Origin of the sequence: Halobellus limi, assembly GCF_004799685.1 — an archaeon.
In the GTDB taxonomy this organism is placed as follows: domain Archaea; phylum Halobacteriota; class Halobacteria; order Halobacteriales; family Haloferacaceae; genus Haloquadratum; species Haloquadratum limi.
On sequence record NZ_CP031313.1, the window covers coordinates 187673 to 207965 of the forward strand.

Below are 20293 nucleotides of genomic sequence, written 5' to 3' on the forward strand. Positions count from 1 at the left end.
GTGCGTGGCCGATTCGCGCTGTGTATGCACCACGGTTGCATAATTATCTATTGAGACTGGTAGTTTCTCAAGCATCCAGTCCCCAGCGGTAGTTTCGGTGGTGATTTCATCCACTTATGTGATGAAACCAACCGGAGATGATTCGCATAAATCTTTCACGATGAGGAAGATAGAAATCAGGACCCGCTTCAGTCGACCCATCGACGATGTGAGCAGCTATAATTATATTTAATTAGATTTTACTATCTGGAGAATGGCCGAAGACGTATGGAACAACACCGCAGATCGTTAGCCAAGGCAACGACGTACCGATTGTTTGCTACCTCTGTCGTATTCATAATCGCTTTTTCATACACCGGAAGCTTCGGAAACGCCGCTAAAATCGGCCTCTCGGCAGCGATAGCTAAGACCGCATTGTACTACTTTTGGGAACGACTGTGGAGTCACATCAGGTGGGGAATAGAGGCAGAGTAGGGGCTTGCTCCAGTTTGCCACAAGCGGTCTGATATCGCCAATGGAAATACGGTTTCCATCAAGAACGTGCTCCTCAGGAGTTGTCTTTGGTGAGCGATCAATACTCCGTGATCGGCCACATCTCCAGTATGTCCAATACGCACGCTCGTTCGCTCGGCTGAGTGATCGAAACACGCGTGAAATCGAAGGTAGCAAATCGCTCAGTACGGTTCGTTATCCGAGTAGAGCATCTTAAGAGAGACTTTCGGGGTAAAGTCGCCGAAATCCTTCATACAGGAGAGTCAGTGGAATAAGGATGATGAGTGCATAGATGAGATACCACGAAAGGAGTGCAGCGAGTTGTGATTCTCCGACTACTGCAAAAAACTGTGAGACTACCAGAAGGGCTATAACGAGGGCGGAAAGCTTTGCGGGGAGTCGCATATAGTATATTCTCTTCGGATTCCTGAAAAACCTCATTGGTGCATTCGCATATGCATCCTGACGGCTGATTCAGCTATTATTTTGAGAAATAAACCACCGTGATAATGGTTCGATCTCCCCTCGCTATGCTGATGGGGTTGCGGCTTCCGATCCGTCGGATTCCAACAAACGTGTGTACCCTGGAGTGTCCAGCATCGACACGTATGCGCGGTCGATATCCCGGCCCGACAAATGTACGTATCTCCCTGGGACTCGTGAGCCGGGCACCCACCCGAACCACGTGCACATCTGTGCTTCCGTCAGGTGATTCGCTAAGTAGGTTGCGCGGCTGTGTCTGAAATGGTGGGGATTCACTGGCTTGTTGATGCCTGCCTGTTCTCGGGCTTTGTCTAAGATCCGGAGCCTGATGTACTGGTAACTGATCGTTTCGTCAGGCGACCCCTGTTTCATATCGATTTTACACCATAACGGTGCGTCAGCTTGCCGGTTCGGGTGGACTGTCAGCCACGAGTCGAGATACGATTCGGATTCAAGCAGGAGTAATCGACGCGACCCGGTTTTCCCGGAGACGACCATTTGCTTGCCGAGTGCCGATTGCTCGATGTCGCCTACTTGTAGGTCGATGAGTTCTCCGATACGAGCTCCGGTTTCCCACAGGACCGCGATGAACGCTCGATCGCGGTTGTTGTGACAGGCTTCCAGTAGTGACTGAATGTCTCTTGGTGTCAGCAGACTCTGTGGAAGGATCCGGTTCTGTTCGATCGGCCCGCGCTTGATCCATTTCGTTTCCTCAGGGTCTTCGCCGTTGTTCAACCATTTCCAGAACTGCTTGATCGCCTGCTTGTAATCGACGACTGTTGACGGGGCTGTTCCGCGGGTGTACAGCCACGCGACTAACTCGGTGATGTCATCCTTGTCTAAATCCACAAACCGTGTGTCGCCGACGTGATCGGTTATAATCTTGAAGTGCGCGAGGACTTTCTGCTGCTGTGCGGCACTGATGTCTGCAAGAAGCATATCCCGGTGATAGTCTTTGATCAACTGCTTGTTTTCTGGGTGGATGTGGTCCGCAGAGTCGATATACGCGAGTATTCGTGCTGCCGCTGCCTCATAATCCATCGTAGGCATACTCCTCTCAGAGGCGTCCGGAGACGATAACGCGAGCGGAACTCGACTCAAATAGAAACGTCGTCATCTACACTACCAGCAGGCTGGGGATCGAACTTGATTCCCGGTTCAACTATGGTCGAATCCGGAGTCTGGATCACTTTCCGCATTTCTAAATTCAGTACCTCACGAAACATCCTCAGATAACCGCCTCTGAAGCTTGAGTTCTGTGTCGAATCGGTTCCGTTCCCGAACGTGATGAGGGAGTCACGGAGCGGATCAAGAGAAAGACGTCGACAACCCACGTCCGAACCGACTTTCCCCTGACTCCGCGCACGGCCACTGCCGCAAGGGCAGGACCGAATGCGCCTGGGATCATAACGAGACTGGTTGCAGAGGGGAACGCGACGAACAGCGGGATCCAGAGCCCCCACGAGATCGACACTGTCAACGTGAAGAACGCTGCGGTCGGGTGTGCGTTGAGCGCCGATTCGACACGCCGAAGAGGGTGTGATACAGTAAGACCCGTCATTACACCCGTGGGTTCGAAGCAGATCTGAAAAACACCTCTAGCAGGACTTCACACGGTGAAGCGAAACCCGCACACCATCTCGGAAGCGATGTCTCGTCGCTCAGACCACAGGTCTGGCAGGGTTGCCGGGACAGTATCACCTACAACCGGAGCCCGTAGATGATGCACAGTAGCCCAGCGACTTCGAAAGTCTGACTGGTAGCTTGCAGGACGACGCGCCCACCTGTGATGGGAAGGACCAGATACACCACGGTAAGAATCAGCGGCACCCCGAGTGCGAGAGCGAATCCGACCGCGACGAACAGCATCGGCCGACTCTTGTTGCGGCGATACCCGCGGTAGGCGAGAAACGCGATGAACACACCAAGCGCCGCTCCGATCAGTTCGTACGCCAACAGCCCCATCCGGAGGCTCTCCGACAGTTGCGTCCCGGCCTGAAGAACGAGCTCGCTCACAGCACTAGTTGGTTCCTGAAACATAGTCACATCTCTTCGATGAGCCTGGTGAACCGGTCAGCCATCCGCTCTCCGTGTGTAACCTGTATCGATAGCGTCCCGTCGTCCAGCTCGATCGTGATACGGTCAAGGTTCGGTACATACACTTGTCGGTGGTGACCGCTGTCAGGGTCTGGACGAGTCTGTTCGACAACGAAGTCAGCGTCTCGAAGCCGTTCGAGACGGCGGTAGATCGTCGGTCCCGACGCGTCACAGTGGTCTTTCAGTGCCCGTGCTGACATCGGTTCCTGACTCGTGTTGGTGAGGATTTCCCGCACAGTCTGGTCTTCAAGCAGACCGGCGACAGTCTCGATGTCCGGGGGATCCCCACTCATCAGGATACATATCATCGAAGGAGAGTAAAGAGGTGGCGACCGCTTCAGGACCTGAAGCCGTGCTCGTATGCCTTTTGCGATACCGATCGAACAGGTAAGTACCGATGCAACGTCCAGCAGTACTCCACGATTCACGGCTCGCATCGCTATGCAACCAACTCACCAGTGGTGACGACGGCAGTAGCCCTCGGCGTGTGCTTGCCGCAGGCGGATTCGGTTTGAGCCTGCTGAGCGCGGTGACAAGCATTATCGCTCACGGTGTGCTTCCGGACCGGATACGGATCCACTGGACTCTCGGAATGGGACCGTACTACGGCCCGGAATTCGCCCCCGCGTGGCTCGTTTTGCTCCTGTTCCCGGTGCTCATAGCCGGGACGGCAGTTCTCGCGTCCGTGATTGATGCGCGGGTACGAAACACCGACGCGTTCACTGAGATTCGTCCGTTCTACATCGTTGCTGTGCTGGGAACGCTTACTGTGCTGCTTGGCTGCCAGGGCGGGCTCATTCTCGCCAACCTATACGCTTAGTCGTTGAATGGTCTTTCGCGGACGTAGCCGATCCAATCCAACGAACACGGTCAGTTCGTCACTTGCAGCTTCGGTATTGGGAGTGTCAGATCTGCCGCCCACCATCGGTAACATACGGCCAGGAAAAGGTACAGTACGAGGATGACGCCCCAGTTCGGCCAAAGCGCCGTCCCGGGATCAATCACGAGTGGCCAGAGGTTGCCGATCCCGTGGAGGAACATCACCAGATACAGGTTTCGCGTGGCGGCATACATCCCTCCGAACAGAATCCCGGTCGCCGCCAGCAGAACGAGTGTACCGAGAATGGCCCCGATGTTTTGTTCTCTGATGATCAGGTAGGCCGGAATGTGAAGCAAGGCAAAACATACCGCAGCACTCAGTATCCCGATGATCGTTTGGGTTGTCGGTGATCCCACGGTCACCTGTGACACGACCTTGTTCTGAAGGTATCCTCGAAACGCGAGTTCTTCGACTGGACCGGTGAACACATACATTGCAACTGCGGCGATGGCGACTCCAGTGACTGAGTAATCGAATGGGGCTGTCAGATAGTACTCCATCAGTCCGACTGAGATAGGTGTCCCAGCGGCCATCCCTAGACCAGCAACAGCAACGTTCGCCACGAGAACGACCACGGCAGTCGCAGCGAGCGCCGGACGAACTAATCGCGGGGCCAAGCCAAGTGCTCGATGATCAACACGGTCATACCGCAGGATGGCCAAGGCAATACCGAATTGGATGAGGCCCGACGGAATCGTCCACAGCCCTCCCTCTATTGGTGAAAGCTCACCGAACAACCAGGTGGACACCGTCACCGAGACGAGTATCCACCCGGTGAACCCCAGTAACAGAGCGATAGCTGGCCACCATCCAGCGCGGAATGTCGGCGGCCAGTCAGCTGCGGACCCAGAATCTGACGCCGAGCGGTCGATACCCCCACGTAGAAAAAGTATCAATAAAAGGACTAGTACTGAATAATCCGTTGCTAACAATGCATACGTTGAGGTTAGCTGTCAGTCGTAGGAGTAGGACGCTGGGGGAGTACGCAGCTAGTCCAGATCTCTGGTGTATGGGCATTGTTCAGATTAGCTGATTTTGACAGAAGGCTTGTGCGAGCAGCCAGGTTTCGGCGGTTGCTGGTTCAAGGTTGCGGAAGTGGGTGGCGAACTGGTCGGTTCGGCGTTTGAGTTCTTTATACAAGCGTTCGATAGCGTTCCGATTCCCGTGTGTTTCGTGTTGGAATCGGAGTCCGTGGCGGCGACAGGCTTCTTGGAGCCACTGCGCACCATCGACGAGAAATACGGCCTCGGAGACGTCGTGTTTTTCACGTAACTCACCGAGGAAAATTTCGGAGAGGCCGAGGTTTTGTGCTGTTCCGAGCTTGACGTGGAGAAATTCGTTCCTGTCGGGATCGACCGCAGCGTACAGCCAGTATCGTTGGTCATCGATCTGGATCACGGTCTCGTCAACCGCGACGTGATCCGGGCTCTTGCCCTCGGTGGGCTGTAAGCCGGCCTTCTGCACCCAATTGTGAACAGTGGAGCGACACCGATCGACACCGAACCGCTCAAGCTCTGAGACGGTATTCGACAGAGAAAGTCCCGTTAAGTGGAGTCGAATACCGAGCTTCATCGCCCACTCCGGTGTCGCCTCTCGTTCCACAAAATCTAACTCGAAGCAGCCGGTACTTCGCTTGAGGCGGGCGATTTCTGGCATAGATCACTAGTAAATCGCACCGCCTCACCCTTCATCCTTATCTGAACAGTGCCGTGTATGCGTGGTGTAGGATATATATGCCTATGATAAGCGTTCCGCCAGTCGAAAGTATCTGAACTCTATTCGTAGCTGAATACTCCGCCAGAGTCAGTCCCAGGCTGAGAGAGTTGAGAATCACCTAATGTATCCGGCAATAATCACCAACCTCGGATACCGCAGCACTCGCTTCACAGCGGACATATTTCTAGGGGTCTGATCACCGCTTATCTCGGCCCAGTAGCAGGTAGAGTACGAACCCGAGCAACGGAGCGAGAAACACGACAATCGCCCATAGAGAGGCAGACTGACTGCTATTTTGCTGTGCATCCCGGTATGTCCACACGACTAATACGACTCCGACAATAAGGAGTAGCAACCCAAAGAAGACGAACAATCCGGCTGCTGCGGACTGCAGGAGTACGGGGGAGGGCATACGGATTATCATCCCATCGAAGTGTATGATTCTTGTGATGCTATTGTTTGTTCTGCTGAGCGGACGAGTCGATAAGCAGACGGTTTCTCACCACAGTCTGGATTGTGAGAATTTTTTACTATCTGAATCTATCCTTGAGATGTTGCAGACCCAGTCGGGCCACGAGATGTGCTGGCCCTCGTTTCGGGAGATCACGCGCAGTACGAAGATGGTTCGGTGAGTGACTCCCACCGATGTCTATCTCCCACTCAATTTCGTCGCTGAAGCGTTCGACAGCGGCGGTGGCACGTTCACACACGGCTTCAGAATTTATTGATCGGACCTCGCTGTCGTGCATCAGTACCTCACCATCAACGATCGTTGACTCGACGTCGTCAGCCGTTGCGGTGTTCACAACGAGTGCTGGAATGTTCGTCTTCGGGGCGAATTTGGGATCCGATAGGTCTAGTAGTATGAGATCCGCGCGCTTGCCGGGTTCGATGCTGCCGAGTTCGTCGGCGACGCCGAGCGCCTTTGCCCCGTCGATCGTAAGCATCCGGACCAGTTCCATCGAGTGGAACTGGTTCGTTCCGAACGAGAGGTTGGCCGCTAGCCGTGCCTGTCGGACCTCGCCCAGCAGATCGCTGGAATCGTGCCAGTAGTGATCGTCGAGACCGAGTCCAACTGTTGTCCCTGCCTCCCGCAGCGCGGGGACTGGTGTCCACTCGGTCTCACCGTCTGGCTCCCAGTAGCAGAAGATTGATGGACAGTGGGCGACGGACGCGCCGGTTGCTGCCATCCGTTCGATATCCTCTTCGTCAGCAACGCGGAAATGTGCGGCGACGAGTCGTTTATTGAGTAGTCCAACCTCGTCCAGCAGTGAAAGTGAATCATCAGCGTCGTTCGCCCGGGCCATCGTATTGCTCGCGTCTAGTTCGAGCAGATGCGTGTGGACTGGAAGGTCGGGGTAGTCCGCCGCAAGCTCGGCAGTCCGTTCCCAGACGTCCCGAGAACACGACCAGTCGTCGTGAGGGCAGACTGTCGCTTGTACTCGCCCGTCGTAGCTGTCGTGATACTCCTCAATAAACGAGCGAGCGCGCTCGAATTGGTCGTCTTCGGGGATATCCCAGAACAAGTCGCTGATCCACGGGCCGAAGAAGCCTCGGAGTCCAGCCTCCCCGAAGGCTTCAGCCCCGCGATTCGGCAGCGCGTCCATCGCGTTCGTTGTCGTGATCCCGCTCCGGATGAAATTCAACGCGGCGAGATCACACCCCGCCTCGACGAGATACTCGTATTTGCCACGACCGAGCTGTTCACAAAGGGCAGTCATCTCGGCGAACAGCTCGCCGAGGCTCAACTCGCTGAACGTCCCGATGAGCGCGGTCAGTTCCAGATGCGTGTGGGCGTTGATCAACCCAGGCATCACGAGGCGGTCGCTGCCATCGATGACGGTCTCGGCAGCTGTATCGGCGTCGTCCGATTCGGATGGTCGGATCTCTTGAATCACCCCGTCGTCGATGACGACTGTCCCGTTTCGATACAGTTGGTTGTGCTCGTTGACTGTCAGCACAGTCGCGTCGTGGATCAGGATATCCGGTGACATAGCGGATTCTCGAGTCTATTCGTGAAGTTCGATTTCGATCGGCCCGCCGGGTTTGAGGTTCGTACTGGCAATCAGATCCGGGTTCGGATCGGATACGAGTTCAAACGTGTACGTGTCGAGAACCGTGGCGAGGATCGTCTTCATTTCCATCCGTGCGAATCGCATCCCAATACAGTGTCGGGGGCCGCCACCGAACGGAAAATATGCATACTCCGGACGGTCAGGATCGCCAGCAAACCGTTTTGGACGGAACACTTCCGGATCGTCCCACCACGCCGGATCACGGTGGACGGCCCACTGCGGTAAGACTAACGTGGTCCCCTCCGGAATCGTATAGCCCTGCAACTCCACATCACGTGCCGCTTCTCGGAAGAACATATACACGGGTGGATAGAGACGCAAGGCCTCGTCGATCACGCGGTCCAGCCGTTCGAGCTTCGGGAGATCCTCGGCAGTCACTGTCTCATCACAGACGGCGTCAAGTTCCGCTTGGAGTGCGGCTTGCTCGTCCGGATGCTGCGCGAGACACAAGAACGTATACGTCAGTCCCAACGCAGTCGTCTCGTGACCAGCAAAGAGGAACGTGACCATATTGTCACGGAACTCCTCCTGTGACAGGTCGCTCGCTTCGACGAATCCGACGAGGATCGAAAGCAGATCATCACCTCGATTCTCCGGATGTTGCTCTCGCCGTTGTTGAGCGAGTTCATCGACGAATTCCTGAAGTTCACCGAGTTTTCGTTTGTACCGTCGATTCGTCGGCGTTGGGAGACGGTCCGGAAGGAACGACCAGAATCGACTCGTGTCGAAGCGAGCGAGCATCGCCTCTGACGCCTCCGAAACTACCGGGTGGTCGGTCACATCCACACCGAATAGTGTCCGTCCCAGCACGTCCATCGTTGTCGCCGTCATCACGTCGTTGACGTCGACAATCATCCCATCGTGCCACTGATCGACCGTCTCTGCTGCGGTAGCACGCATCTCGGGGACGTACGTGGTCAACCGTTCTCGGTAGAACGCTGGCTGCACCTGCGACCGTTGGTTCTGCCACTGTTCGCCACCACTCACGAACAATCCTTCACCCATCGCATCGGCAAGGTTCCGTGTCAACACCTCGCCTTTCTCGAACGCCTCGTGGTTACCAAGGAGCACCTGCTGGATCGCGTCCGGGTGGGCAATCATACACGCGTCGGTGCCGAAGACGTCGTAACTTGCGACGCGACCGTACTCGTCACGCAACTCCTCGAAAAACGCAAAAATGTCACGACTCAACGCGACCGTATTACCGATGACGGGGAGTCCGCGCGGACCGGGAGGGTAGTCGACCGCTGTACTCATACGTACCCGTAAGCGACACTTGGACTCCTGTGTTCTGCCGGACAGGTCCACCTATTTTTACTTGTCACGGTTCCTTTTGCTCTCGGTAATGCGATACCTGCAGTTACAGATCCAGTTCTCATCGGAGGCGAGGCATCCGATGCACCAGTTTCTCGTCGAACACGACTCAGTTCGGCAAGCGTACCTCCGGCATTGGAACTTTTCGAACCCCGAGTACGTCACTACCTTACTCCACGTTGTTGGCAACAGCACGGATGGACGCGATGAGTACCTTTCGGCGCTCGACGCTGTGGATACGATCTCCGAGTATGATGTCACACCGATTGATGATCGCAGTTTCTACGTCTACATTCGAGAGGCAGCGCAGGGGTTCGCCCGTCAGTTGCGCGTTCTCCTCACCGACACGGAACTCCTCGTCGTCCCACCGATCGAATACGACAGCGACGGTTCGATACGCTTTGAGATCGCTGGCGACCAGGACGCCCTGCAGAACCTGGTCACCGAGTTCCCCGAGCACCTCTCCGTGTCGATCAACCGCCTCGGAGAGTACGACGCCTATCGAGAACCGCAAACCGTAGCGTTGACCGAGCGCCAGAGAGAGGTGCTTGAGGTTGCTCGCGAACAGGGATATTACGAAATTCCCCGGCAGACAAGCGTTCGAGAAATTGCCGATGAGATTGGCTGTTCAAAAAGCACCGCTGCGGGTCATCTCCGAAAGGCAGAGGCGCGGCTTGTGTCGCTCTATGGATCGCAGCCGATTGTGTTATGAATCTATGACGACTGTCCTTCCCGAATCATAGTTTTCCTTCCGGAAATCGGTGAGTCTCGGTCTCGGAGGGCGGAACTGTTGTGCTCTTCCTCTTCGTGGTTGCGGGGCTACTGTTTGAATCCTGGAGTGTCAGCGACTTCCTGTCGCACCTCACGATTGAAACGATTGGCTGGCTCCTGCTTTCCAGCGGGATGGTTATTGCTACAGTCGGGATCCCGATTGCTCTCTATTTCCATTCACGACTCGCCGCTCCCGTCATTCTTCTCGGTGTGATCGTCTTTGGCTGGCTAACTATTGGGATCGGTACCGGAACTCTCCAGAAGGGTGCCCTATTCGGGCTGAGTCTATATGCGGTTGGCCTGTCACCAGTGTATATTTTCCTGTATCTCGCCTTTGGTGGTGGTGAATACTACGTTCGAACGAAGAGAAAGGCAGAGCTCAATCAGTAACCAGATTCCGGCACTGGCGTCTCTTCCTCGTCGATGAAACCGCGTACCTTCGCTATAATGCGTTCAGGTGCTTCCGTCGGACCACCGTGACCGACGTCATCGAATTCGACGAACTGACTGCTTGAGAGGGCGGCGTCCACTGCACGGATGCCATCTCGAAGATGCGGCGGTCCCGCAGTCCCGGTCAATAAGAGAACTGGCGCATCGATCTCGAGTGCGTCCGGAAGTTGGTACTGCTCGATTGCGCGATTGATTCGCGCAATGTTTTCGGTCAAGGCGACGATCTCGGGCCACGGCGGCCACTCAGCGAGCCAGCTCTCAAGATCATCGATCTCGCCACCGTGCATCACCTCTCGGATGTAGAACTTCATCGCCTCGCGTCGATCGCCGTCGTTGATTCGTTCCTGCATCTGCGCTGCGAGATCAGCTTGGTCACGATAGTCGTCGACGAGAATAGCTGGCTCATACGCGATAAGCTTCTGTACCGAAGCCTTTCGAGCGACTTCGATCGCTAACAGACCACCGAACGAGTGCCCGAACAGGAGTGGCGTTCCCTCAACTGCATCGATGACTGCTCGAACGTCCTCAACACCACGTTCGAGCCGATACTCGTCAGAGTCACCGCTTTCCCCAACGCCGCGTCGGTGGGGAACAACGACGGTGTAGTCCTCAGCGAAGTGAGGAACGATCGGCTTCCAGTACTCGGGGGACGATCCGCCGTGAAGAAGGATGAGCGGCGGGCCTTCTCCGTACTGTTCGTATGCGATCCGAGTCCCATCTGCGGAAATCACAGTCTGCATTGATGCATTATATCGTTAGAGTAAGACCGAAGAATGAGTGACTCTCAGTCGTCCGGCCTTTTAAATAGCGGCTGTAGTGGGATGGTAACGCGTGACGAGAATCTGATCGTAGTCGTTTTACCAGCCCTGTTGGGACCCAGGAACCCGATGAATTCGCCTTCTCCGATGTTCAACGAGACGCCACGGACCGCTTCGGTTCAGTCGGCGTATGTAGCGTGGACATCTTTATTGTGGTAGCGGGGGCCACGTCGTCGCCACGGTCTCTTCGATGAGTTGCGTTTGAGCCCGCCGCAGTCGCTCAGAAACAGACGATGGGGAAATCCCAAGTTCTGCGGCGACATCCTCTAAGGACGCTTTCCGCGGGATGTCGAAGTACCCCAGTTCGTACGCGATTCGGAGTGCTTCGTGTTGACGGTCGGTCAGTCCATCGCCCGGGGGTTCAGACTCCCCGTCTCGGGTGAGACGGTGTAAGCGGAACCCGGCATTTCGCTGCCAAAACGAGGAAAACTTGTTGAACGCGTCCCGGTCGGCGAACCAACCGGTCTGTCGCCATCCGCCCGGTACGACGTCAATACGCTCGATGATAGCGTCAGCCGTTGCAAGCGCTTCGAGATCCGTAAGATCGTCAAGGTGGTCACCGAGCTGTTCTTCCAGACTGAGCGCCGGGCGGACCTGGTATCGACGGGTGTCACCTGCTTGTCCCACGAGCGTCCATTCCCCAACGTCATATGCGTCTGTGAAGGCCGTCTCAACGGTCGCCTGCGACCCGTCTTGGACAGTGACGAGAAATAGAGGTCGGTTCCCGTGATTATATTGCATCTCTAAGACCAGCGTGGCTTCAGACGCCCGTTCCGCAACGCCAGCGAGCGGTAACGCTTGACAGTCGATATCGAACTCACTAACGAGTCCCATATGTTATCTCTTTTACCGGTCGTAATGTGAATGGCGAAAGAGCCGAGCAGGCCAATTTACCTGTTGCAGCTGAAATCAATCGGTTCTACAGGCCAACCGTCTCAAAGCCAATCCCGAGGCGGTTCACACTGTTAGGAAGCCGAGATTCGAGAGTAGCCAACTAAATACTAATCCGAGAAGTGCCAACAGCGTCTGGTGGGCGCGTGCAGACAGTGACCAGTAGCCGTTTCGCCACGCGAGTGCGGCACCGACGGTAGTCACTAGCGTGAAGAGTACCACTAGATACGGGAGTGTGAGTGCGATCTGCATCGCTAGCGGTCGCGTGATGAGCGTCAGATTGCCACCCATACCAACTATGAAACTAAAGAGGAGAACGAACCCCAAGGAGACACCGCTCAGACCGATAGCCGCTGTACGAGCGAGCCACGGGAGCCTCGTGAACTTACCAGTGTCGTCCCGCGTGACTCTATTCGCATCGTCTGACTCTTGGAGTTGGTCTGTCTGTTGGTGAGTGACGTGTTGATCTGTCATTTCGAATCCTCCTCTGGTTTATTGCGAGTCCGACCCCGTTGCCACTGTCGTAGGGCACTGTGTGCTCCCCTGGCAGCGAGCGATAATCCGAAGCCCGATATCGCCGTCCCGAGGAGACCGGCTGTGACGAGTTGTCGATCTTGGAGCGGAACCGGCTGGTAGACGCCAGTCGGGACACTGCTCATATTCAGCACCTCTACTCCCCCGTCTGTAACCTCAAACGCGAGGACATCGTGACCGCCAAGCTCGTGATACACGTACGGGTCTGTCTCAACCCACTCCCGGGTGTCGCCGTCAAGAGTGGATGTGCGCAGACGGTTGCCGTCTCCAGGTTCGACAGAAAGGTGAGCGAGTTGATCAGCGACTTGGAGCGGCCCGCTCGCTGGGAGGGACGAGAGACTGTACTCGCCAGCGACAGTTTCAGCACGCTCCCGCATACCTGGTTCCGAGGTCGGGGGTGGTGTGGCTGGCGCTGGTTGGAGACCATACTCCGCGACGATCTCATCGACGACAGCCGCCGGAAGCTCGCTGGGCTTGCTGTTGTACGCCACGAAGATCCCAACCCCGTGATCTGGAGCGAGTAACAGATGACTCGTGAAGTTGACCGTCGCACCCGAGTGGGCGAGGAGATTCGCGTCCGGGCTTCCGTATTCGTGGAAACCGTACCGCCAGTTTGTGACTGTTGGGTGTCGCACGTGATGGCGACTATGCATCCGTTCAGTAGTCTTTGTGTCAAGAATCCGCGTGCCGCTGACTGCTCCAGTACCGAGATGTGCCAGCATAAACGCGGCCATATCTGTTGCTGTCGCGGTCAGCGATCCTGCGGGCTGCATATTGATGTAGACATCGTCAGCTACGGTGAACGACGCATTGTTGCTGTCGTGCGGTCTAGCGAGGTTCCCAGGGTGGTTGTTGGGGACAGGTTGGGCGAACGTACTGTGGGACATCCCGAGCGGCTCAAAGACTTCTGAGTGGACGTATTCCGTAAACGTCGTGTCGTGTGCTTCAGCCACGACGTGACCGGCGAGTGCCGCGCCGTAGTTGGAATAACCGACGAGTTCACCAGGCCGACGGATACGTGGGGGTTGCTGCTCGGCGAGGACCGTCTCCAGCGAGTCGAGAGCATCGGAATCAGCGACGATTTCGGGGTCAAGCGTGGACTCGAACCCGGCGGTGTGCGTGCCGAGATGCCGCAAAGTCACTGGCTCATTGTAGGTATCCGGGATAGTAACTGGTGAGTCGTCGAGATACGTGTTAACGTCGGCATCAAGATCAAGCACGCCTCGTTCAACACCCTGCATAACGGCGGTGTATGTCACGAGTTTCCCGACCGACCCGACCCGAAACGCTGTGTCGTCAGCTCGAACCGGGTTTCCGGCTTCGGTATCCGCAACACCGTATCCCTTGGTGAGCACGGGAGAACCTCCCGAGACGATCGCCACGGTAGCTCCGGGAGTCGTCTCCCCGATCCGGTCAGCTATTACGTCATCAACGAACGCTTCAAGCTCGTCCGGATCCCCGAAGGGACTCTTATGCTGCTGTACTTCTGTAACCGGTGAGTTGATCGTGGCGCTTGTCCGTCCGGCTACAGTTCCGAGGTTCCCGAGTCCGAATCCGAGAGTACCGAGGCACGCAAGGAACGACCGTCTTGTCGTTCGATCAACCTCGGTAGTTGCCGTGGAACGTTGTGGTTGTGTCATCAAGTGATCACCTCGGGGAGGCCTCGATGGTAGCGACGAGCCCGAAAAACGACGTTGAGGTGTTCTCGACTGTGAGTCCGGCCTGCTCAACGGTTTCTAATGGATCGTGGGTCAGTCGGCACCCGTTCTTCTCATACTGGGATTCCGCCCGCCAGACCTGGAGCCAAGCGAGCGGCGCAGCGTCGCTGTGACGGTGTTCAAGTAGTAGAATCTCGCCGTCAGGCCTGCAGACTCGCTCCATTTCGTGGAGCGCCGCTTTCGGATCGGGAAACGTGCACGTGGAAAACGACGAGATGACAGTGTCGAAACTGTCGTCAGAGAAGTCAAGCGCCTGGGCATCCATCGTGTGAACGGTTCCTTCCACATCAAGCCTGCCAAGTTCAGAACGAGCGTGGGTGAGCATCTCATCGCTGATGTCGATACCGACGACCTCGCTTGCCGACGGGAGGTACTGGAAATTCCGCCCGGTCCCGCAGGCGACATCAAGGACTCGCCCACTCGCATACCGGAAGTGATCTTGACGATACCGACCAGCGACCAACTGGTCAAGTTGGCGCCACCGAGCGAGTTTGTCAGCCACGTCTGCGTACGCGTCGGCGATCTCGTCGGCTGATTTCGAGCGCCGCTGTACTGACTGCTCTTGCGCTGTCCGTTCGCTATGTGTTCGAGTCGCCTGATCTGTCGGATCGTGTGGGGGTTTCGATTGCACGGGGGTAAGCCTCCGTTGAGCGTACCTGTACGTCGAGCCACTGACATCCATAAAGCTATTGGATATTTGATAATATATCATATTTTATTCAAAATTTGAGTTGAGCGAAAAGCCGTGATTATAGGACAGTTGCACCACTATCCAAAATATATCTGATCGGCACCGTATTCTACTCAACACTGATTTTGTAATGCTGCTGTTACTAGAACTGAAATCACCCGCTCTCGCGTCGCACGCGCTCCGTCCGCACCACAGTCGCAGTCAAGTCAAGATAGAGCCTCACTGCATCCTCCCCGTGACGCAACACGACTTCGTATTCATCGGGGTCCGACGCGACCTGCTCAGATGTCCAGCGGCCCTCGTAGACGTATTCGTGGAATTCCCAGAGCCCTCTAGCAGTCACGTCAACTCCGTGTTCCCAATGGAACGCAATCGATGCCGGATGATAGACGGCGCTGTACGTCAACGGAGTGTTGTACTCCCGGAGACACTCCTCACAGGTGCTCATCACAACAAACGAATCAGCCTCAGGCAACGCACTCGCAGGCACCCCAACCACCTCCACAGATAGTTGCGCGCCACACTCCGGACACAGCCGTTGCCGAACCAGTCTGGCATCCTCCGCACTTCGCCGCTTGACACTCTGTACGAGAGCGTCGCTCTCCCGTGTCTTGACCTGCGCGGGTGTGATCGGTTGTCCCGAGACTTGCCGCTCACACGCCGTACAATCAATTCGGAAAAACTGATGCACCAAACTCGCTTCCAGTGCATCCGCCCCACAAAAAATGCACACTCCATCAACCGGTTCCGGACCGAACGACTCCGGTGAACCGTAATTCTCTGCAAGGATGAACCGAACGATACGTTCACCGGCGTGCGAAAGCGAATATCCATCGTCGGTTTTTCGCAAGTAGATTCCGGTGAGTTCTCCGAGGTGGTACGATAGCTTCGAGGTATTCTCCACGTCGACACGGTCGTAAATCTCAGAGAACGCGAGCTCGGCAGCGCCAGAACCGACCTGGTCGAGATCGTACTGTGCAACCGCGACGGCACGAAGAATATCGACCCGAGTATCATCGGCTAGCAGTCGAAAGATATCGGTCGGCGCACGACTTCCGGTCATAATTTGAGACGGTTCCCACCACTCCAGGCGTCCTGTTGAAACCCCGCGTTCTTGCAGGTACTTACTCGCCGACCTACCCGTCCAAGGACTTATCGCAGGATAGCTACGGGGCAGTCACGATGAGGTACTCTCGTGTCGTTTCGACACTGTCGACGGGGACGACCACTTGGCCGTTCTCCATTTGTGGGAATTCGGTTGACTCCTCGCTGCTCGGATTGACACAGAGAAATTTGAGTTCACCAGTGTTGGGATTCAGTGTGATATTTTCGAGCGTCCCAAGTTTCGACCCATTAGTTGTCATCACGTCACAGTCGTTGAGGGCGAACAGGGGGACCGAATCCATAACCGGGTCTTGTCAGAACGGAGTCTTAACAGTCAACTAATCTGAAAAAACGGCTTCAGTATCGAACCCTGTCGCGGGCCTGATTTGTGACTATAATCAATCGACAACTCACTCAGAGAGATGGTCAAGTAATTCGTCGGTGACTGCCTTGCGTTCGTGGTGCACCCAATGTGACGCGTCAGGGAACGTTCTGAGTCGTCCGGTCTCACAGTAGTCAAGACTCTGTTCGGCCATCGACGAGATGAGTCCGACGTCGTCTTCGCCCCAGCAGATCAGCGTTGGCTGGACTACTGTGTCACGTTGGGGACGCTCTGATCGCCGGAAGCCACGATACCAGTTGATTCGTGGCTCAATACCCGTGTGCTGCCACGCCGCCTGATACCGTGTGAACGCTTCGTCGTCGAACGTGCCCTCCTTGGAGGACACTTCGAGCGTCGCAACCATATTGTCCATCCCGTTCCGGCGCAGCATCCACTCGGGGAGCTTCGGGAGCTGGTAGAACCAGACGTACCAACTCCGCGCGATCTGGCGGAGGCTGGAGCGGAGTGTCTCTCGATACACCGTCGGGTGCGGAACGTTACAGATTCCGAGTCGATCGACAACTGCAGGCTCACGAAGAGCGACGTTCCAGGCCACGAACGCGCCGAAATCGTGTCCGACTACGTGGGCCGATTCGCGTCCCTCACTGCGGATTAATTCACGGACATCGGCGACGAGATTCGACATCCGGTAGGCGTCGATTCCGTCGGGTGCTTCGCTTAGATTACAGCCGCGCTGATCCGGGACCACCACGCGATAGCCAGCATCCACGAGCGGACCGATCTGGTGACGCCATCCATACCAGAAATCGGGGTGGCCGTGTAACAAGACGACGAGGGGGGCATTAGGTTCGCCAGCTGTTACGACGTGTAGTCGGACGCCGTTTACCTCCCGGGAGGAAGATGCGACGTTCGGGGCTGTAAGCAACGATGCGTCAGTATCTGTGGATGGTGTTGTTGCTGCCATCAGTGTTTGTTGGCACGGCGAGCGGTTCGAATGCTCTGCTCAGGCGTCAACGGGGTATTGATGTCTGAAAATACGCGATGTATCCGAATAGGCGGACTGCCGTAGCAGTAAGGCTATTTTTATTTTCGACTACGAGCCCGAGCGCATCAGCGGACGATTTCGCTAAAGACGCGTTCTTCCACTTTTCGAAGGTGTTCACCCACTGTTCCAGGAGAGATCCCGACGGCGTCACCTACCTCTTCAAGTGACGCTTTACGTGGTTCAGTGTAGTATCCTACCTCCACGGCTGCCTCAAGTACTTCTTCTTGTCGAGTGGTGATCATCCGACTGAGAGACGACTCGTCCGCCTCGTACTCCCCATATTGCGAATATCGAACGCCATCGAATCCAGCTCATCGGCGTAGTCGAACAGCTTGCTCAAGGAGTTCTCCGTCCCGAGGTACGTAATTTCGAGGTGACCCTCGGAAGTGAAGCGGATCGGCGTATCAACTACTAAAAACAATTCTTGCTGGAGTACCAGTGCCTTTCGGACCTCGTCGGTCGGTACGAATTGACTCACAACCATCCACCGGTCATCTCCGGCAACGAGATAATCGATGACGTGCGGGGATTCAGCCATAATCTGTTCGTACCGCTCTTGACTGCCGCTCGCCTCCGCCAGTAGCAACACGGTCTCGTCGACCAGGAGTTCAACGTGATGAATGGCTCTTCGCTCGATATCCGGTGCTTCCGTGAGCTTATCCCCGAGTGGATGGAATGCACCTCCCTTGTTTGGCTTGACTTCCACCGTGAGATACCGCATATGACGACTTGCAGCACGTTGGAAAATAAATTACAACGGTGGAGCCACTCACCGCTGCGGCGCAACGAAAAAACAGCAGTTCCGAAGACACCACTGGTATTTATATTACACCACAGGTGAGGCAACGCGCCTACCGTGCTCGGTCTGAAACAGCTAGGTGTGGACGATGTCCCAGCATCACCGCTCGATCGCCCGACAGTCCCCGGCTGAGGCGGTCACCGCCCTCCCAACCGACGCCATCGTCGGTCGTGAAACGCACGAGAACGCCCCCGCGGTCGTGATCCGCGCTGATCGAGTACAGAGCGTCCTTTCGACGCTTCGCTCGGAGGCGGGGTTCGACCACTGTTCGTGTGTGACTGCCCAAGAGTACGAAGACCGCTTCGAGACGATCTATCACCTCACCAGTTACGACGACCGGACGCGTGAACTGTCGGTCGTCGTCCCGACAGCGAAGGACGACCCCGTGAGTGAGTCGGCAACACCGGTCTATCGGACTGCTGGGTGGCACGAACGGGAGGCCTACGATCTCGTCGGTATCGAATACGAGGACCACCCGGACCTGCGGCGGATCCTGCTACCGGAGACCTGGCAGGGCCATCCGTTGTCACTGGACTACGATCAGACACGGCCCCAGATCGTTCCGTTGTCCGAACACGCGAACCCGTTACAGGAGGATCACCGTGAAGGACCTGACACGATGCACGTCAACATCGGGCCGCACCACCCGTCGACTCACGGGGTCCTTCACTTGAACGTCGAGCTGAATGGAGAAACGATCGCTGACGTTGAGCCGGATATCGGGTACATACACCGGTGTGAGGAGCAAATGTGCCAGCAGGGAACCTACCGCCACCAGATTATGCCGTATCCAGATCGCTGGGACTGGGGCGGTGCGGGCCTCCTGAACGAGTGGGCTTACGCCCGCGTCATCGAAGACTTAGCCGGGATCGACGTCCCTGAGTACGCCCAGGTCATCCGGACGATGAGCGCCGAATTATCCCGAATTCTCTCACACCTGTTATTCACTGCGATGTACGCACTGGACGTCAGCGGCGAGTTCAATGCCACCTTTATGTACGGGTTTCGGGACCGGGAGCTCGTCCAGGATCTCCTGGAGGACCTGACCGGGCAACGAATGATGTTCAACTACTTCCGGATCGGCGGCGTCGCGTGGGACCTCCCAGAGCCGCGCGAAGAGTTCCTCGAAGACGTGCGCGCCTTCACCAACGACCTGCCGCAGAAGCTCGCGGAATACCACGACCTCCTGACGAGCAACGAAGTCTTCCAAGCCCGGTGTGTCGACACCGGCGAACTCCCGCCAGCAGTCGCAAAGCAGTATGGAGCCACCGGGCCAGTCGCTCGTGCCTCCGGTGTCGATTTCGACCTCCGACGTGACGACCCGTACGGCTACTACGACCATCTTGAGTGGAACGTTATCACCCGTGACGGCTGCGACAACTTCGCCCGCGTACTCGTTCGACTGCAGGAAATCGAAGAATCAGCAGCCATCATCGAACAGTGCGTTGATCTGCTCTCGGACTGGCCGGACGCGGACCGTGCCTGCCAGTCCAACGTGCCGCGGACACTGAAACCGTCCGGAGAGTGCTACAGGGCCGTCGAGGGCGCGAAAGGAGAACTCGGGATCTACATCCGCGCAGACGGAACCGACACGCCCGCACGGTTCAAAATCCGTGGCCCGTCGTTCTCGAACCTATCGGCGCTACCGGCGATGGCGGAAGACGAGTACGTCGCCGATCTCGTCGCAACGCTCGGCAGTCTCGACACGATTATGGGGGAGGTGGATCGATGACGGCGCCGACCGCGACATCATGGCGGAGAGACTCCGACCAGCAAGTGACCTGTATCGCCTGTGGCGAGACGGTCGACCGCGATGCTGCGCGAGAATACGACAAGCAAGGTGATCGCTGGAACCGTGACGACAAGGAGTTCGAATATCTCTGTAAGCCCTGTCACCGTGCGTGCTGTCATCAGAACCGCAACGGACTTGAAGAGACGCTCATCGCTGCTGGTGCTGGCCGAACCGACCGACAGACGTTCCTGAGGCAATTCTGCGAGCTCACAGCAGACGATACGGATCAATCCCGGAAGGTACCGTAGCAACAGACTGCCCTCCGTAGCTCCCCAACAAA

22 protein-coding genes and 1 pseudogene are annotated in these 20293 nt (G+C 56.4%); 6 read left to right on the forward strand and 17 right to left on the reverse strand.

Annotated features, from left to right (window positions below):
* The first annotated feature begins 267 nt into the window (after positions 1–267).
* Positions 268–474 carry a DUF2061 domain-containing protein gene (locus DV707_RS17275; protein WP_103992674.1) on the forward strand — a complete coding sequence of 69 codons (207 nt, stop codon included), beginning with the start codon at positions 268–270 and terminating at the stop codon, positions 472–474.
* A 546-nt stretch (positions 475–1020) separates the two neighbouring features.
* On the opposite strand, the gene DV707_RS17280 is transcribed toward DV707_RS17275, so the two are convergent.
* The 3 genes from DV707_RS17280 to DV707_RS17290 form a co-directional block, all read right to left on the reverse strand.
* Positions 1021–2016 (reverse strand): tyrosine-type recombinase/integrase, encoded by a 996-nt coding sequence (locus tag DV707_RS17280; RefSeq protein ID WP_200820936.1) that lies wholly within the window; start codon positions 2014–2016, stop codon positions 1021–1023.
* A gap of 660 nt (positions 2017–2676) precedes the next feature.
* The gene (locus DV707_RS17285) at positions 2677–2991 is read right to left on the reverse strand and encodes a DUF7521 family protein (protein ID WP_235010833.1); all 315 of its coding nucleotides are present in this window, start codon (positions 2989–2991) and stop codon (positions 2677–2679) included.
* A gap of 26 nt (positions 2992–3017) precedes the next feature.
* Positions 3018–3365, reverse strand: a complete 348-nt coding sequence (locus DV707_RS17290) for a winged helix-turn-helix domain-containing protein (RefSeq protein ID WP_103992671.1) — start codon at positions 3363–3365, stop codon at positions 3018–3020.
* 218 nt (positions 3366–3583) lie between these two features.
* Here DV707_RS17290 and DV707_RS17295 point away from each other — a divergent pair, with 218 nt between their 5' ends.
* Positions 3584–3892 (forward strand): SdpI family protein, encoded by a 309-nt coding sequence (locus DV707_RS17295; protein ID WP_136361932.1) that lies wholly within the window; start codon positions 3584–3586, stop codon positions 3890–3892.
* Positions 3893–3942: 50 nt separating this feature from the next.
* On the opposite strand, the gene DV707_RS17300 is transcribed toward DV707_RS17295, so the two are convergent.
* From DV707_RS17300 to DV707_RS17320, 5 genes are all read right to left on the reverse strand, one after another.
* Positions 3943–4707, reverse strand: a complete 765-nt coding sequence (locus DV707_RS17300; protein ID WP_146063903.1) for a CPBP family intramembrane glutamic endopeptidase — start codon at positions 4705–4707, stop codon at positions 3943–3945.
* Positions 4708–4972: 265 nt separating this feature from the next.
* The gene (locus DV707_RS17305; RefSeq protein ID WP_103992668.1) at positions 4973–5608 is read right to left on the reverse strand and encodes an IS6 family transposase; all 636 of its coding nucleotides are present in this window, start codon (positions 5606–5608) and stop codon (positions 4973–4975) included.
* Positions 5609–5864: 256 nt separating this feature from the next.
* Positions 5865–6092: a PLDc N-terminal domain-containing protein gene (locus tag DV707_RS17310; protein ID WP_394348351.1), complete on the reverse strand. Its 228-nt coding sequence runs from the start codon at positions 6090–6092 to the stop codon at positions 5865–5867.
* 106 nt (positions 6093–6198) lie between these two features.
* Positions 6199–7662 carry an amidohydrolase family protein gene (locus tag DV707_RS17315; protein ID WP_103992667.1) on the reverse strand — a complete coding sequence of 488 codons (1464 nt, stop codon included), beginning with the start codon at positions 7660–7662 and terminating at the stop codon, positions 6199–6201.
* A gap of 15 nt (positions 7663–7677) precedes the next feature.
* Positions 7678–9000: a cytochrome P450 gene (locus DV707_RS17320; protein ID WP_103992666.1), complete on the reverse strand. Its 1323-nt coding sequence runs from the start codon at positions 8998–9000 to the stop codon at positions 7678–7680.
* Between the two features lie 88 nt (positions 9001–9088).
* On the opposite strand from DV707_RS17320, the gene DV707_RS17325 reads away from it, so the two are divergent.
* The gene (locus DV707_RS17325) at positions 9089–9769 is read left to right on the forward strand and encodes a helix-turn-helix domain-containing protein (RefSeq protein WP_103992665.1); all 681 of its coding nucleotides are present in this window, start codon (positions 9089–9091) and stop codon (positions 9767–9769) included.
* A gap of 80 nt (positions 9770–9849) precedes the next feature.
* Positions 9850–10218 (forward strand): hypothetical protein, encoded by a 369-nt coding sequence (locus DV707_RS17330; protein ID WP_103992664.1) that lies wholly within the window; start codon positions 9850–9852, stop codon positions 10216–10218.
* Here the strand turns inward: DV707_RS17330 and DV707_RS17335 are convergent.
* The 9 genes and pseudogenes from DV707_RS17335 to DV707_RS17380 all read right to left on the reverse strand — a co-directional run bounded on the left by DV707_RS17335 (position 10212) and on the right by DV707_RS17380 (position 18143).
* Complete coding sequence (locus DV707_RS17335; RefSeq protein WP_103992663.1) at positions 10212–11018, reverse strand: alpha/beta fold hydrolase; 807 nt, start codon at positions 11016–11018, stop codon at positions 10212–10214. The two genes, DV707_RS17330 and DV707_RS17335, sit on opposite strands and share 7 nt — an antisense overlap.
* A 225-nt stretch (positions 11019–11243) precedes the next feature.
* Positions 11244–11930, reverse strand: a complete 687-nt coding sequence (locus DV707_RS17345; protein WP_103992662.1) for a helix-turn-helix domain-containing protein — start codon at positions 11928–11930, stop codon at positions 11244–11246.
* Between the two features lie 123 nt (positions 11931–12053).
* The gene (locus DV707_RS17350) at positions 12054–12461 is read right to left on the reverse strand and encodes a hypothetical protein (protein WP_103992661.1); all 408 of its coding nucleotides are present in this window, start codon (positions 12459–12461) and stop codon (positions 12054–12056) included.
* Positions 12458–14161 (reverse strand): serine hydrolase domain-containing protein, encoded by a 1704-nt coding sequence (locus DV707_RS17355; protein ID WP_103992660.1) that lies wholly within the window; start codon positions 14159–14161, stop codon positions 12458–12460. Before DV707_RS17355 ends, DV707_RS17350 begins: the two co-directional genes overlap by 4 nt.
* Before the next feature lie 7 nt (positions 14162–14168).
* Entirely contained in the window at positions 14169–14921 is a 753-nt protein-coding gene (locus DV707_RS17360; RefSeq protein ID WP_103992733.1) for a class I SAM-dependent methyltransferase, read from the reverse strand.
* Positions 14922–15084: 163 nt separating this feature from the next.
* On the reverse strand, positions 15085–15993 hold the full coding sequence (locus DV707_RS17365) for a winged helix-turn-helix domain-containing protein (protein ID WP_103992659.1): 909 nt from the start codon (positions 15991–15993) through the stop codon (positions 15085–15087).
* Between the two features lie 103 nt (positions 15994–16096).
* Positions 16097–16336: a PRC-barrel domain-containing protein gene (locus tag DV707_RS17370; RefSeq protein WP_103992658.1), complete on the reverse strand. Its 240-nt coding sequence runs from the start codon at positions 16334–16336 to the stop codon at positions 16097–16099.
* A 108-nt stretch (positions 16337–16444) separates the two neighbouring features.
* Entirely contained in the window at positions 16445–17341 is an 897-nt protein-coding gene (locus tag DV707_RS17375; protein ID WP_103992657.1) for an alpha/beta fold hydrolase, read from the reverse strand.
* Positions 17342–17487: 146 nt separating this feature from the next.
* Positions 17488–18143, reverse strand: a pseudogene (locus DV707_RS17380) (helix-turn-helix domain-containing protein).
* A gap of 166 nt (positions 18144–18309) precedes the next feature.
* On the opposite strand from DV707_RS17380, the gene DV707_RS17385 reads away from it, so the two are divergent.
* Complete coding sequence (locus tag DV707_RS17385; RefSeq protein WP_103992655.1) at positions 18310–19953, forward strand: NADH-quinone oxidoreductase subunit D; 1644 nt, start codon at positions 18310–18312, stop codon at positions 19951–19953.
* Positions 19950–20261 carry a DUF7562 family protein gene (locus DV707_RS17390; protein ID WP_103992654.1) on the forward strand — a complete coding sequence of 104 codons (312 nt, stop codon included), beginning with the start codon at positions 19950–19952 and terminating at the stop codon, positions 20259–20261. Before DV707_RS17385 ends, DV707_RS17390 begins: the two co-directional genes overlap by 4 nt.
* Positions 20262–20293 lie beyond the last annotated feature (32 nt).